Annotated in this window: 12 protein-coding genes and 1 tRNA gene; 7 read left to right on the forward strand and 6 right to left on the reverse strand. The window is 64.6% G+C overall.

Annotated elements, in window-relative coordinates; translation table 11 throughout:
- Positions 1–150 precede the first annotated feature (150 nt).
- On the forward strand, positions 151–1,293 hold the full coding sequence (locus tag AB0N05_RS14530) for a N(5)-(carboxyethyl)ornithine synthase (protein ID WP_364692855.1): 1,143 nt from the start codon (positions 151–153) through the stop codon (positions 1,291–1,293).
- 394 nt (positions 1,294–1,687) lie between these two features.
- Here AB0N05_RS14530 and AB0N05_RS14535 read toward each other — a convergent pair whose 3' ends face one another.
- The 6 genes from AB0N05_RS14535 to AB0N05_RS14560 form a co-directional block, all read right to left on the reverse strand.
- Complete coding sequence (locus tag AB0N05_RS14535) at positions 1,688–2,341, reverse strand: hypothetical protein (protein WP_364692858.1); 654 nt, start codon at positions 2,339–2,341, stop codon at positions 1,688–1,690.
- Between the two features lie 130 nt (positions 2,342–2,471).
- On the reverse strand, positions 2,472–3,434 hold the full coding sequence (locus AB0N05_RS14540; RefSeq protein WP_364692861.1) for a hypothetical protein: 963 nt from the start codon (positions 3,432–3,434) through the stop codon (positions 2,472–2,474).
- A gap of 231 nt (positions 3,435–3,665) precedes the next feature.
- Positions 3,666–3,737: transfer RNA gene (locus tag AB0N05_RS14545), tRNA-Val, on the reverse strand.
- A 61-nt stretch (positions 3,738–3,798) separates the two neighbouring features.
- On the reverse strand, positions 3,799–4,263 hold the full coding sequence (locus AB0N05_RS14550) for a peroxiredoxin (protein WP_364692864.1): 465 nt from the start codon (positions 4,261–4,263) through the stop codon (positions 3,799–3,801).
- Between the two features lie 121 nt (positions 4,264–4,384).
- A complete protein-coding gene (locus tag AB0N05_RS14555) occupies positions 4,385–4,807 on the reverse strand; it encodes a DUF3052 domain-containing protein (protein WP_364694562.1) in 423 nt (140 codons plus the stop codon).
- A gap of 114 nt (positions 4,808–4,921) precedes the next feature.
- Positions 4,922–5,476, reverse strand: coding sequence for a hypothetical protein (locus AB0N05_RS14560; protein WP_364692867.1), 555 nt, complete (start codon positions 5,474–5,476; stop codon positions 4,922–4,924).
- Positions 5,477–5,689: 213 nt separating this feature from the next.
- On the opposite strand from AB0N05_RS14560, the gene aceE reads away from it, so the two are divergent.
- The 6 genes from aceE to AB0N05_RS14590 all read left to right on the forward strand — a co-directional run bounded on the left by aceE (position 5,690) and on the right by AB0N05_RS14590 (position 14,215).
- Positions 5,690–8,563, forward strand: coding sequence for a pyruvate dehydrogenase (acetyl-transferring), homodimeric type (gene aceE / locus AB0N05_RS14565; protein WP_364694565.1), 2,874 nt, complete (start codon positions 5,690–5,692; stop codon positions 8,561–8,563).
- 72 nt (positions 8,564–8,635) lie between these two features.
- Entirely contained in the window at positions 8,636–9,907 is a 1,272-nt protein-coding gene (locus AB0N05_RS14570; RefSeq protein WP_364694568.1) for a helix-turn-helix domain-containing protein, read from the forward strand.
- Between the two features lie 128 nt (positions 9,908–10,035).
- On the forward strand, positions 10,036–10,953 hold the full coding sequence (locus tag AB0N05_RS14575; RefSeq protein WP_364692870.1) for an ACP S-malonyltransferase: 918 nt from the start codon (positions 10,036–10,038) through the stop codon (positions 10,951–10,953).
- A 107-nt stretch (positions 10,954–11,060) separates the two neighbouring features.
- Complete coding sequence (gene acpM / locus AB0N05_RS14580) at positions 11,061–11,366, forward strand: meromycolate extension acyl carrier protein AcpM (RefSeq protein WP_364692873.1); 306 nt, start codon at positions 11,061–11,063, stop codon at positions 11,364–11,366.
- Positions 11,367–11,375: 9 nt separating this feature from the next.
- Positions 11,376–12,626: a KasA/KasB family beta-ketoacyl-ACP synthase gene (locus AB0N05_RS14585; protein WP_364692876.1), complete on the forward strand. Its 1,251-nt coding sequence runs from the start codon at positions 11,376–11,378 to the stop codon at positions 12,624–12,626.
- Between the two features lie 158 nt (positions 12,627–12,784).
- Positions 12,785–14,215 (forward strand): carboxyl transferase domain-containing protein, encoded by a 1,431-nt coding sequence (locus AB0N05_RS14590; protein ID WP_364692879.1) that lies wholly within the window; start codon positions 12,785–12,787, stop codon positions 14,213–14,215.
- Positions 14,216–14,345: the final 130 nt, after the last annotated feature.

Consider the following 14,345-nt stretch of genomic DNA (forward strand, 5'->3'; position numbering starts at 1 on the left):
CCAGCGAGCAGCACTTCGCCCGAGCCTACAACGATGTTGATCTCGCACCAGCAACCATTCGCACACGGCAACCCGCCCAGTAACGCCCGCGGTCCTGAGCGACCGCTAACTATTGCAAGCAGGCTGCAAATACACGCGTAAGCTTGTTTGGTGAAGCAACTAACCGTCGGTGTAGTCGCGACCTCCCGCAAAGAGGACGAGCACCGACTGGCGATCCACCCCGCACACCTCGACCGGATCGACCCCTCGCTTCGCAACCGCGTCTTTCTCGAGCGCGGCTATGGTGACCGATTCGGCTACTCCGACGAGGACCTTGCGCCGCTGATCGGCGGACTGCGCACGCGCGAACAGCTTTTCGCCGAATGCGATGTGCTGCTACTGCCGAAGCCCCTGGCCGAGGATCTCGAGAACCTGCGCTCCGGCCAGGTCGTCTGGGGGTGGCCGCACTGCGTGCAGGACGAGCGGATGACCCAGCTGGCCATCGACCGCGGCCTGACTCTGATCGCTTGGGAGGCAATGAATCACTGGACTAAGGAGGGCAACTTCAGTGTCCACGTCTTCCACAAGAACAACGAGCTGGCTGGCTACTGCTCGGTCCTGCATGCGCTGCAACTGCGCGGGTCCAGCGGTGACTACGGGCGGCGGATGCGGGCGGCGGTGATCAGCTTCGGCGCCACCGCCCGCGGCGCGGTGCGCGGGCTCTCGGCGCTCGGGATCAGTGACGTCACGGTGTTGACCCAGCGCAGCGTCTCCGCGGTCGCCTCACCGTTCGCGTCGGTGCGGATGCAGCATTTCCAGCGCGACCCGGCCAACCCCAGCCGGACCCTTGCCCTGAAAGCGCCGGAGCCGGGACCGCTGGCGGAGATGCTGGCCCAGTACGACGTGGTCGTCAACTGCATCCTCCAGGACACCGAGGAGCCATTGATGTTCGTACAGAACGAGGATCTGAAGCTGTTCGCGCGCGGAACCCTGTTCATCGACGTCTCCTGCGATGAGGGCATGGGTTTCGAGTGGGCCCGCCCGACCTCGTTCGCCGACCCGATGCTCAGCATCGGAGACGACCTGCACTACTACGCCGTCGACCACAGCCCCTCATACCTGTGGAACTCCGCCACCTGGGAGAACTCCGAGGCATTGCTGGAGTACCTGCCGATCGTGATGGCCGGCCCCGAGGCCTGGGAAGGCAGCGAAACCATCCGGCGAGCGATCGAGATCCGCGACGGCCGGGTCCAGAACCTCCGGATCCTCTCCTTCCAAGGCCGCGCCGCAGCCTACCCGTATGCGGTCATCTGACCGCGGGGACTGCAATCCACGGGGCGATTCGGCCTTATCGATGAAATCCGAAGCGGGGCTCCGAGTCTCGTTCACGGAATAGTCGTCCTGCAACCGGCTTACTCGCTGACACGCGGCTCACGGCCGCCGCGCCGACGCCCGTTTCCCCGCCCGCGACACCGTCATTCCCCCCGACGGATCGCCCCGGTAGAGCCTTCTCCGCCCTGCGCCTACGCGTACGCGACGAAACCTCGGTACCCGCAATAATCTGGGCTGCCGGCCGACCTGAATCCGATCCAAGATCAGAGCTGATACGCGAAAACCCAGGTGTGACCTGGGTTTTCGGAGTGGGCGCACGTCGGATCAAACCGCGGACCGCTGGTGTGTAAAACCAAGCCCGAGATCGGTCGGCGGTTCAGACTTTTACGTGGCGGCGAACGAGGGCGGTGAAGCGCGCGTAGTTGGCGGATCCAGTGAACGCGCTCCGCCATTTGCCGTGGTCGATGTTGGAGATGAGCATCATGAGCGCTGCGGCTGTTTCCTTGCGCGCGCCGGTGAGCCTGGGGTCCGCCAGCTTCCATGTCCGGATCTGGTCTCGGTGCTGGTGAACGATCTCGAACAGGGTGGCCAGATCGGTTACGTCCTTGTCTGTGAACCGATTACGCCAAGCGAGGGCTTTGAGGATGACTGCGGACTCGATATCGGGGACCGGCACGGTGAATTCGAGGGTGCCGCCGGTCAACAGTTGAACAGTAGCGTGGGCAATCACCGCGTCGGCCGCTACAGCCAAGTGCAAGCCGGGCGCCGAATCGAATGCTCGGCCGGCGACCTCGCTCGGACTGGAGCCGCCGAACGAAGCGACCAGAATGTCGACGTCGAGCTGCCCTCTTTCGGTGACCTTGGTATACCGATTGCCAGATTCGGCTTCATAGCCCAGGGCAAGCATCTGCTCATGCAGTTGCCGCTCCACAGCGATGAGCGCCTCCTTATCCATACCAGCGTCCGCGTCGGCCGTGCCACGCAATCGCCAACCGTCCAGCGGGTACACATGCTGCAGCAACTGCACCATGTGACCGCCTATGACGCGGTAGCAGTCCTCGGGTAGTTCGACGGTGGCTGTAGCAAGGTCAGCCAGAGCAAGGAAGCCGCGATCCGCAGCATTGGACGTCGAGGCGATATGGAGTTGGGCGCGACGATGTTCAGGCACCGAACGCTCCGGTGCCGATCGCCGTACGCAATCGATCGGCTGCTTCGCCCGCCGTGGGCGCGGTGCTTGTATTGAGCAGGTCCCACAGCGTGATGGCCGCGTCGGCGAGTTGGTGATTGTTGTAGTGGACGCCGAGTGCGTCGGCCACGCGCGCAACCGTGGGATCTTCGGGGACCACGACCGTCATCGTCGCATCATCGGGTTCAGCCGGGGAGAACCCGACAACAGTGAAGTCGACGATTTCAGAAAGGTACATGCGAACGGTGGAGGGCAGTTGCCAAGGTGCGTACTGATCAGCGGCGAGATCGCCTGACACGACAGCGACTAGCCCCAGTTCGTCCAATAGCTGCAGGGCAGTCGCTGCTTGTGTCGCAGGATCATCCAGTCCGTACCAATAGCTGACCGTCCCGCCGGCACCCGGGTAGTCACGTACCCATCTATCAAGTTCGCCCTCGGTTGCGACCCAACCTCGCGCAGTGCGATCGACATGGGTTGAAAGCCTATGCAAGGCAAGGGAAACGGCTTGCTGACTGACCCCAACTGTTGTTGCGAGTTCGAACTGCTGCAGGGGCCTGGAGGTAAGCGCAAGGACACGCTGAACGGCGCGTCGTCCCCACGCGGGTCTGCGATCGGCGAAAGGGTGCGCATGTTTGCCCGCTTGCAGCAGTACCTGCCCGCCGACAATCACCTGTTCAGGTTCGTCGGTGACCAAATCGAATGCTCCCGCTGCTGCGGCAGCGATCACATCGGGAGTGGCCGACGGTGCCACGTACAAGGTTCGACGGCCCGAGGCTGAGACCTGGTTGGTCAGGCTCGAGGAAAGCCTTTGCCGAACCGCCTTCAGATCCACTCGAGTAGATCCCTGCCCTGGCATCTTCAGCACAAGATCTTTCTGCGTCCCAGCAGCGACGTAAATTCCGGCGCGCATCAGGAGCGGTAGCAGTTGAGCGAGCATGTCTCGTTCCACTACAGAAGCCGCCTTCTTCGCTGTTGCGATAAGCAATGTCAAACAAGCTTACAAGAGCTAGACGCCGTACGCTTGTTTGACAAATCTACAGCATCAGCGTAAAAGTCCGACTATCTTAAAGGCTTGATGGGCTGCTATCTGACCAGATGTAGCTGCGCGCATTGCTTCCAAAACGGAGCTGATACACGAAAACCCAGGCGCAACCTGGGTTTTCAAGGGTGGGCGCAGAGGGGATCGAACCCCCGACCGCTGGTGTGTAAAACCAGTGCTCTACCGCTGAGCTATACGCCCGGAGTCACCCGGTGGGAGACCGGGATCCGGTGTCGATCCGGAGGAGATCCGGGGCAACGGGTTATGAATCTAGCGTGGCGAGGGCTTTCTCCCAAGCCTGCTGGTCACGGGGCTCTCCGGGGCCGTTCATTTCGGAGAAACGGATGATTCCGTCCTTGTCTACGACGAAGGTGCCTCGGTTGGGGTAGCCGGATTTGGCGTTGAAGACGCCGTAGGACTGGGCTACCGAGCCGTGGGGCCAGAAGTCGGAGAGGAGGGGGAAGGTGTAGCCCTGTTCGGCTGCCCAGATTTTGTGGGTGGGCGGGGGGCCTACGGAGATGGCCAGGATTTCTGCGTTGTCGTTTTGGAACTTGGGGAGTTCGTCTCGGACCTTGCAGAGCTCGCCCTGGCAGATGCCGGTGAAGGCGAGGGGGTAGAAGACTATGAGGACGTTTTTGACGCCCCGGAAGGACGACAGGGTGACTTCCTGGTTGTTCTGGTCCTTCAACGTGAAGTCCGGTGCGACCGTGCCGACTTCGAGCGGCATGCGGAAACCCTCCATCCTGTCCGGCGTTCGCGGGCGGCGCATCGCTTCGCTCGCGCAGTACTTGCGCGAGCGAAGAACAGCGTGAAACGCCGCCCGAACGAAAACCTTAGCGAAGAGTGCCTCAGCGCTGCTTCGAGGGCGTCTTGGGCTGAGTCAGGCGTGAGCCGGACCAGTCCCCGAGACTGACGGACGAGGTGTGAGTGAGGCCCGCCGGGGTGGCGGACTCGGCGATCTCGGCCGGATCGACATGCCCGGAATGGCCCGTCTTCGGGGTCAGGACCCAGACGTAGCCATCCTCGGCAAGAGGAGTGATCACGGTCAGGAGTTCATCCACCAGGTCCCCGTCGCCGTCACGCCACCACAGCAGCACTACGTCGACGACCTCGTCGGTTTCCTCATCGAGCATGTCGGAACCGATGGCATCCTCCACCGAGCCCCGCAGTTCGTCGTCGGTGTCCTCGTCCCAGCCCAGTTCTTGAACGGCCATTCCATGTGCAATACCAAGCTTCTGAGCGTAGTTCTGCGCGTCCGCCGCGGCGACCACGGTGGTTTCCTCCTCAACTCCAGACAATAGGTAGATGCAAGCGAACATGGTAAAAGCCCATAGCGCAAGCCGATCGGCCTAATTCGCACCCTAAATGTCGTATGTGAGACCGGATCAACGAGCCGGACAAGCGCTTCGCGCGGCGTTCAACGCGTCGTTGACCTTGCGACTCGCGTCGTTCAGCACCGCGACAGACGAGTTGCTTGTCGTTTTGCGCACCTCGCCCGCCAACCCGCGCGCCGCCGACACATAATCGGTCAGCTTCCACCCGAGATCGGCCGGCAGGTCGGTTCCGGAGGCGCTCACCCGAGTCTCGACCGCCTTCGCCGCGTCATCGAGCGCGTTGGCGGCGCCGTCGCGCTTAGCAGACTGATCGCCGGCGTTGGCATCGTGGGCGTCCACAAAATCGTTGTAGCGATCCACCGCGGTACCGGTGGTGGTGCGGAACGGATCGCAGTTGTCGGCGATCGCCTTCGTCTGCGCCGCCGCGGCCTTCGAAGCCGAGGCCGCCGCCGCAGCGGAGGTCGCTTCCGCGCGATACGAAGTGACCTGGGCCTGATCAACGGTCGGAGTACCCTCGACCGTGTTGGCGCAACCCGCTAGCACAAGTCCCGCGCCGACCGCCGCAGTAGCGCACACCAGTCCGAACCCACGCGGGTTCAGTCTCATCTTCCTCCCCGTTCCTGCCTCGGCCGGTTCCCTGGAGAACGGTACTGGATTTCCGGCTGACATGATGACCTGTGACGCACCATCGACAAGGATGTGAGGTGCGCCGCAGAACCAATCGTTACGGGTACACCGCGAACCAGCGGATGCCCGGGGTAATGACGCTCATCAGATGTCCCACCCCATGTACGAGGAGCAAACGTCTTGACCGACCTGATGCACCCGATTTCTTCGTCGAGTCCCACAAACGGCACGGCAAAAAACCGCCCGGCGGGGGGCCGGGTACGAGTGATTCGCGAGGGGGTGGCGTCATACCTTCCGGACATAGATCCGGAGGAAACCAGCGAATGGCTCGACTCGTTCGACGAGATGCTGGACCGCGAAGGCCCGGGCCGCGCCCGGTACCTCATGCTGCGGCTGCTCGAGCGCGCCGGCGAACGCCACGTCGCGATTCCGGCGCTGACCTCGACGGATTACGTCAACACCATCCCCACCGAGAATGAACCCTGGTTCCCCGGTGACGAGGAAACCGAGCGCCGTTTCCGCGCCTACATCCGCTGGAACGCCGCGGTCATGGTGCACCGCGCGCAGCGTCCCGGTATCGGTGTCGGCGGCCATATCTCGACCTACGCCTCGTCTTCGGCGCTGTACGAGGTCGGCTTCAACCACTTCTTCCGCGGTAAGGATCACGCGGGCGGTGGCGACCAGATCTTCATCCAGGGTCACGCCTCCCCCGGCGTGTACGCGCGCGCCTTCATGGAAGGCCGCCTGACCGAAGACCAGCTGGACGGCTTCCGCCAGGAGTACAGCCACGGCGGCCCGGGCAAGGGCCTCTCGTCCTACCCGCACCCGCGCCTCATGCCGGACTTCTGGGAGTTCCCCACGGTCTCCATGGGTCTGGGCCCGATGAACGCCATCTACCAGGCGCGGTTCAACCACTACCTGCACGATCGCGGCATTAAAGACACGTCCGACCAGCATGTGTGGGCGTTCCTCGGCGACGGCGAGATGGACGAGCCGGAATCGCGCGGCCTGATCCAGGTCGCCGCGAACGAGGGCCTGGACAACCTGACCTTCGTCGTCAACTGCAACCTGCAGCGCCTGGACGGCCCGGTTCGCGGCAACGGCAAGATCATTCAGGAGCTGGAGTCGTTCTTCCGCGGCGCGGGCTGGAATGTCATCAAGGTGGTCTGGGGTCGCGAGTGGGACTCGCTACTGCAGGCCGACCGCGACGGCGCGCTCGTCAACCTGATGAACACCACGCCGGACGGCGATTACCAGACCTACAAGGCCAATGATGGCGCATATGTGCGCGAACACTTCTTCGGCCGCGATCCGCGGACGAAGGAGCTGGTCAAGGGCCTTTCCGATGGCGACATCTGGAACCTGAAGCGCGGTGGCCACGACTACCGCAAGATATACGCGGCGTATACGGCCGCCATGGCGCATAAGGGCCAGCCGACGGTCATTCTGGCCAAGACCATCAAGGGCTACGGCCTGGGCAAGCACTTCGAGGCCCGCAATGCCACGCACCAGATGAAGAAGATGACGCTGGACGACCTCAAGTCGTTCCGCGATGTCCAGCGCATCCCGATCACCGATGCCGAGCTGGAGAAGAACCCCTACCTGCCCCCGTACTACCACCCGGGCATGGACGCGCCGGAAATCCAGTACATGATGGGCCGCCGCGCCAATCTGGGCGGTTTCCTCCCCGAACGCCGCACTTCGGCTAAGCCCCTGCAACTTCCGGGCGATGAGGCCTACCGCACCGTCCGCAAGGGTTCGGGCAAGCAGAGCGTGGCCACCACCATGGCCTTCGTGCGCCTCATGAAGGAACTGCTGCGCGACAAGGAAATCGGCAAGCGGATCGTGCCGATCATCCCCGACGAGGCCCGCACCTTCGGTATGGACTCGTGGTTCCCTTCGTTGAAGATCTACAACCGCAACGGCCAGTTGTACACATCGGTCGACGCCGAGTTGATGCTTGCCTACAAAGAGAGCTCGGTAGGCCAGATCCTGCACGAGGGCATCAATGAGGCCGGTTCGACCGCATCGTTCACCGCGGTCGGCACCTCCTACGCCACCCACGGCGAGCCGATGATCCCGCTCTACATCTTCTATTCGATGTTCGGCTTCCAGCGCACCGGCGACGGTCTCTGGGCCGCGGCGGATCAGATGTCGCGCGGATTCGTACTCGGAGCAACCGCCGGGCGAACCACGCTCACCGGTGAGGGCTTGCAGCACAACGACGGTCACTCGATGCTGCTGGCATCGACCAACCCGGCGTGTGTCCCCTACGATCCGGCGTTCTCCTTCGAGATCGCGCACATCGTGCGGGACGGCCTGCGTCGCATGTACGGCGGCGGCGCGTCGACCTCGACGTACCAGGAGGCCCTGCCGGGCACCGATCCCGAGACGCATTCGCAGCATCACGAGTTCGGCGGCGAGGACGTCTTCTATTACATCGCCCTCTACAACGAGCCGCAGTCGCAGCCGGCCGAGCCGGACGGCCTGGATGTCGAAGGTCTGCTCCGCGGCCTCTACCTCTATAAGAAGGGCGATGCCGGTGATGTTCGAGCCCAGATCCTGGTCTCGGGCGTGACCATGCCCGACGGCCTGCGCGCCCAGCAGATCCTCGCCGAGGAGTGGGGCGTGCAGTCCGATGTCTGGTCGGCGACCTCGTGGGGCGAGCTCCGCAAGGAGGCCCTCGCCAAGGAGATCGCGAAACTGCGCAATCCGCAGCAGGATCCGGGTCTGCCGTATGTGACCCAGGTGCTGTCGCAGGCGCAGGGTCCGTTCGTCGCCGCCTCCGATTGGATGCGCGCGGTGCCGGATCAGATCCGCCAGTGGGTTCCGGGTGACTTCATCACGCTCGGCACCGACGGCTTCGGATTCTCCGACACGCGTCCCGCGGCGCGCCGCGTTTTCAATGTGGACGCGCACTCGATCGTGGTCGCGGCCCTGTCCGGTTTGGCCCGCGCGGGCAAGATCGACCAGGCCAAGGTCACCGAGGCAGCCGCCCGCTACCGCATCGACGACGTGAACGCCGCGCCGAAGGCGGCACCCGGTAGTGAAGGTGGCGACGCATAACGGACCATAGGCACTGTGGAACGTAAACCGCCGAGGCCGCGCCGGATCAACGAGGGTTCCTCCGAACACGAGGTGTACCTCCCCACCGGCGCGCTCTCGCCGAACCGGCAGACCCGCGATCCGCTTCCGGACACGCTCCTCAAGCGGGTGAAGCAGTTCTCCGGTCGCCTGTCGACCGAGGCCGTGGCGTCCATGCAGGATCGGTTGCCGTTCTTCGCCAATCTGGACGCCGCCCAGCGGGCCGGCGTCCAGATGCTGGTGCAGACGGCGGTGGTGAACTTCCTGGAGTGGCTGCAGGATCCGGAATCGGATATCCGATTCAGTCTCGATGCCTTCCAAGTGATTCCGGACGATCTGGCGCGGCGGCTCACGCTGCGCCAGACCGTCGACATGGTCCGGGTGGCCATGGAGTTCTTCGAACAATGGCTGCCCGCGCTGGCTCGTAATGACCGGCAACTGGTGGCGCTCACCGAGGCGGTACTGCGATACGGGCGTGAGCTCGGTTTCGCGGCCGCCTCGGTGTATGCCAGTGCCGCCGAATCCCGCGGTGCGTGGGATACCCGCCTGGAGGCCCTGGTCGTGGACGCCGTGGTGCGCGGCGATACCGGCCCCGAAATGCTCTCCCGCGCGGCGACTCTCAACTGGGATGCCACCGCCCCCGCCACGGTGCTGGTGGGGACTCCCCCCAAAGACCAGGTAGCGGTTGGCAGTTCCGTACATGCGGTCGCCGCCCGGCACGGCCGCAATGCCCTCGCCGTGGTCCAGGGCTCCCGCCTCGTGATGGTGGTGAGCGGCCATCTGGGCGATCCCTTATATCCCTCGCCGTTCCTGGCCGACCTGCTTGCCGACGTCTTCTCGACGGGCCCGGTGGTGATCGGCCCGACGACTCGCACGCTGTCCGCCGCGCATGTCAGCTCGGTGGAAGCCATGGCCGGAATGGAGGCCGTGGTGGGCTGGCCCGCCGCGCCGCGCCCGGTGCACGCCTCGGAACTCCTACCCGAACGCGCCCTGCTCGGCGACCGCGCGGCGATAGACGCCCTCAACAACTCTCTTGTGTTACCGTTGGCCGCCGCCAGCGCGGATCTCGCGATCACGCTGGACGCGTATCTGGATTGCGGTGGAGCCGTTGAGACTTGCGCCCGCCAGCTGTACATCCATCCAAATACCGTGCGCTATCGCCTCAAGAAGATTGCCGACGTCACAGGTCGCGATCCGATGAATCCGCGCGATGCGTATGTGTTACGAATCGCCGCCACAGTAGGTCGGCTGACACGAACTCGTAACGAAGCACCCACTCCTGCCTCAGGTGTCGCCTCCGTCACAGATGCGAAAGATGGGATGTAACGCAATTCGCGAACCGGACGATCCGGCCAACCCACTTGCCCTTTTGTGGACTCCCCACAAAGTTGCCAACAAAGCTTCATTCGCGCCGACATCTCTGATGAGCCCCATCACAGTGTTTTCTTAGAGGCGTGACAATCGCGTTGTTCGCCCCTGGACAGGGCTCTCAGACACCCGGCATGCTCACCCCGTGGCTCGAACTGCCCGGCGCAGCTGATCGAATCGCGCTGTGGTCGAAGGCTTCGGGACTGGACCTGGCCCGGTTGGGTACCACTGCGACCGCCGAGGAGATCACCGATACCGCGGTGACTCAGCCTCTGGTCGTGGCGGCCGCCCTGCTGGCCTACGCGGAAATCCCACAGGATTCACTTCCTGCGGATACCATCGTCGCCGGACACTCGGTCGGCGAACTTGCCGCCGCTGCGGTCGCCGGAGTCATCTCCGCCGACGATGCGGTGGCACTGGCCGCCCTCCGCGGTGCGGAGATGGCCAAGGCTTGCGCACTCGAGCCGACCGGTATGTCCGCAGTGCTCGGCGGTGACGAAGCCGCCGTGCTCGCCCGGCTCGAAGAACTCGGCCTGATCCCGGCCAACCGCAATGCGGTGGGTCAGATCGTGGCCGCGGGTAGGCTGACCGCGCTCGAAGAACTCGCGGCCAACCCGCCCGAAAAGGCTCGCGTCCGGGCATTGCCGGTCGCCGGCGCCTTCCACACCGCGTTCATGGCACCCGCCCAGGACGCCGTGGCCGAGGCCATTGCCAAGATCACGCCTGGTGAGCCGATCCGAGTTCTGCTGTCGAACTTCGATGGCAAGCCGGTCGCCTCCGGGCAGGATGCGATCGACAAGCTCGCTGCTCAGGTCACCCGCCCCGTGCGCTGGGACCTGTGCACCGAAACCGTTCGTGCGGCAGGAGTTTCCGCGGTGGCAGAGCTGCCGCCCGCGGGCACCCTGGTCGGCATCGCCAAGCGGGAGCTCAAGGGCACCCCGAATCTGGCGCTGAAGACCCCCGCGGACATCCCCGCGCTGGTCGATCTCACCACCACGGACTAACTTGACTCGCGGCCCTGCTCCCTCAACGGCGAGGGGGTGCTTCACCGGGCCGCAGCTCCACCCAACACAATCCGACCCACTACAGGAATAAGAAGGGAGCCACTACAGTGGCCGCTCTGACCCAGGAACAGATCGTCGAAGAGCTCGGCAAGATCATCGAAGAGGTGACCGGCATCGAGCCCTCCGAGGTGACGATCGAGAAGTCCTTCGTCGATGACCTGGACATCGACTCCCTGTCGATGGTCGAGATCGCCGTTCAGACCGAGGACAAGTACGGCGTGAAGATCCCGGACGAGGATCTCGCGAGCCTGAAGACCGTCGGCGACGCCGTGTCCTACATCCAGAAGCTCGAGGCCGAGAACGCTGATGCCGCCGAGCAGATGAAGGCCAAGTTCAGCGCCGAGGGCGAGTAGGACCGACACGTGACCACTCCTTCCACCTTGAACGGGAACTTCCCCAACGTCGTCGTTACGAGCATGGCGGCGACCACGTCGATCGCGGGTGACGTCGATGCGACGTGGAAGGGCCTGTTGAACGGCGAGAGCGGCATCGACACCCTCGAAGATGACTTCATCTCCGAGTACGACCTTCCGGTCCGCATCGGCGGTCACCTGAAGGTCCGTCCCGACACGCTGCTCAGCCGGGTCGAATGCCGCCGGCTGGCCTATGTCGAGCAGCTGGCCATGGTCCTCGGTCGCGAGGTGTGGAAGAACGCCGGCTCTCCGGAGGTCGACCCGCTGCGGCTGGGTGTCGCTATCGGCACCGGCCTCGGCGGCGGCGACGCGCTCATCGACTCGGTCGACAAGCTGAAGAACGGCGGCTATCGCAAGATTTCGCCGCTGGCTGTTCAGATGGTCATGCCGAATGGTCCGTCCGCTGTCGTCGGTCTCGAGCTCAAGGCCCGGGCGGGAGTGATCACTCCGGTCTCGGCGTGCTCCTCGGGTTCGGAAGCCATCGCGAACGCGTGGCGGATGATCGTCATGGGTGACGCCGATATCGTCGTCACCGGTGGCGTCGAGGGCTTCATCGATGCGGTGCCGATCGCGGCATTCTCGATGATGCGCGCAATGAGCACTCGCAACGACGATCCGAAGGCTGCTTCGCGTCCGTTCGACAAGGATCGCGACGGCTTCGTCTTCGGTGAGGCGGGCGCGCTCATGGTCATCGAGACCGAGGAGCACGCCAAGGCTCGTGGGGCCACCATCCACGCCCGGGTCATGGGCGCGGGTATCACCTCCGACGGCTTCCACCTGGTCGCACCGGATCCGGAAGGCACCGGAGCCGGTCGGGCGATGACCCGCGCGCTTCAGACCGCTGGTCTGACCGCGAAAGACATCACCCACGTCAATGCTCACGCGACTGCCACCCCCATCGGTGACACCGCGGAGAAGAACGCGATTCACAAGGCAGGCGTTGCGCATGCCTCGGTGTACGCGCCCAAGTCCGCCCTGGGCCACTCGATCGGCGCCGTCGGCGCGCTCGAGTCGGTGCTGACGGTCCTCAGCATTCGGGACGGCATCGTCCCCCCGACGCTGAACCTCGACAACCAGGATCCGGAGATCGATCTCGATGTCGTGCACGGCGAAGCCCGTCGTCAGGACATCAAGTACGCGATCAACAACTCTTTCGGTTTCGGTGGGCACAATGTCGCGCTCGCCTTCGGCCGGTACTGATTCGAACCGGTTTCCACCGGTGAGCAGCTCTACCGGTTTGTAGACAGCGGTCCCGGCGGGGCTCTCGGATGGCGATCCCGCATCCGAGAGCCCCGCCGGGACAACGACATTCGCAGCCGCTCTCAGCGACCGCACCTTCCTTCAGAGGAGAGTTTGCGATGACCATCATGGCCCCCGCTCACGCTGACACCGCGACCGATCCTCGTGATCCGATGGGTCGGTTGCAACGCTTTTTCGATCCCGGAACAGTTCTTCCCCTGCACCCGCGTGATAAGTCGGGTGTGCTCGCCGCCATCGGTGAAGTCGATGGCGTGCGTACCGTCGCCTACTGCTCGGACGCCACCGTCATGGGCGGCGCGATGGGCGTGGAGGGCTGCAAGCACATCGTCGATGCGATCGATACCGCCATCGACTCCAAGATTCCCGTTGTGGGCCTCTGGCATTCCGGTGGCGCACGACTGGCCGAGGGCGTCGAGGCGCTGCACGCGGTCGGCCTGGTCTTCGAGGCCATGGTCCGCGCCTCCGGCCTGGTCCCCCAGATTTCGGTGGTCGTCGGCTTCGCCGCCGGTGGCGCCGCCTACGGTCCCGCACTGACCGACATTGTGATCATGGCTCCCGCTGGGCGCGTATTCGTGACGGGTCCGGACATCGTCAAGACGGTGACCGGCGAGAACGTGGATATGGAAACCCTCGGTGGGCCGGTCACCCACGGCAAGAAGTCCGGCGTCTGCCACATCATGGCCGACGACGAGGCCGATGCCATGCACCGTGGCCGCCGCCTGGTCTCCATGTTCGCCGAGCAGGGCGAGTTCGACCTGGTCGCCGCCGCGCACGGCGATGTGGACCTCAAGGCCATGATGCCGGAGTCCGCCAAGCGTGCCTACGACGTCAAGCCGATCCTGCATGAGCTGCTCGACAATGTCGACGGCGAAAGCTCTTTCGAGGAGCTTCAGCACGGGTACGCGCGCAATATCATCACCGGTCTGGGTCGCCTCGGCGGTCGCACCGTGGGCGTGCTGGCCAATAACCCGATTCGCATGGGTGGCTGCCTCAACTCCGAAAGTGCCGAGAAGGCAGCGCGTTTCGTGCGCCTGTGCAACGCCTTCGGCATTCCGATGGTCGTCGTCACCGACGTCCCCGGGTACCTGCCCGGCGTGAGCATGGAGTTCGAGGGCGTGGTGCGCCGCGGCGCGAAGCTGCTGCACGCCTTCGCCGAGGCCCGCGTCCCGCGCGTCACCCTGGTGACCCGCAAGATCTACGGCGGCGCGTACATCGCCATGAACGCCCGCTCGCTGGGCGCGACGGCCGTATACGCCTGGCCCGGTTCGGAAGTCGCCGTCATGGGCGCCAAGGCCGCGGTCGGCATTCTGCACAAGAAGGCCATTGCCGCTGCCCCCGAGGAGGAGCGCGAAGCCCTGCTCGAGCGGCTCACCGCGGAGCATGAGGCGATTGCCGGTGGTGTGGAACGCGCCATCGCGATCGGTGTCGTGGACGAGGTCATCGACCCGGCCAAGACCCGGTCCACCATTGCCGCCGCCCTGGCCGCGGCTCCGGCACGGCCGCAGCACAATAAGAACATTCCGCTGTAATTCGTTACGCGGCAACGGAAGCGGGGGGGGGCCGGGGGGCCCCCCCCCGGCCGTTTAACCGGGGGATGGGGGGGGGGGGATTTGGGGGTGGGGGGGTGAAGGTTTTAGGGGACCCCAAAGGCGGGCGACG

This window comes from Nocardia sp. NPDC051030, from assembly GCF_040683015.1.
Taxonomy (GTDB): domain Bacteria; phylum Actinomycetota; class Actinomycetes; order Mycobacteriales; family Mycobacteriaceae; genus Nocardia.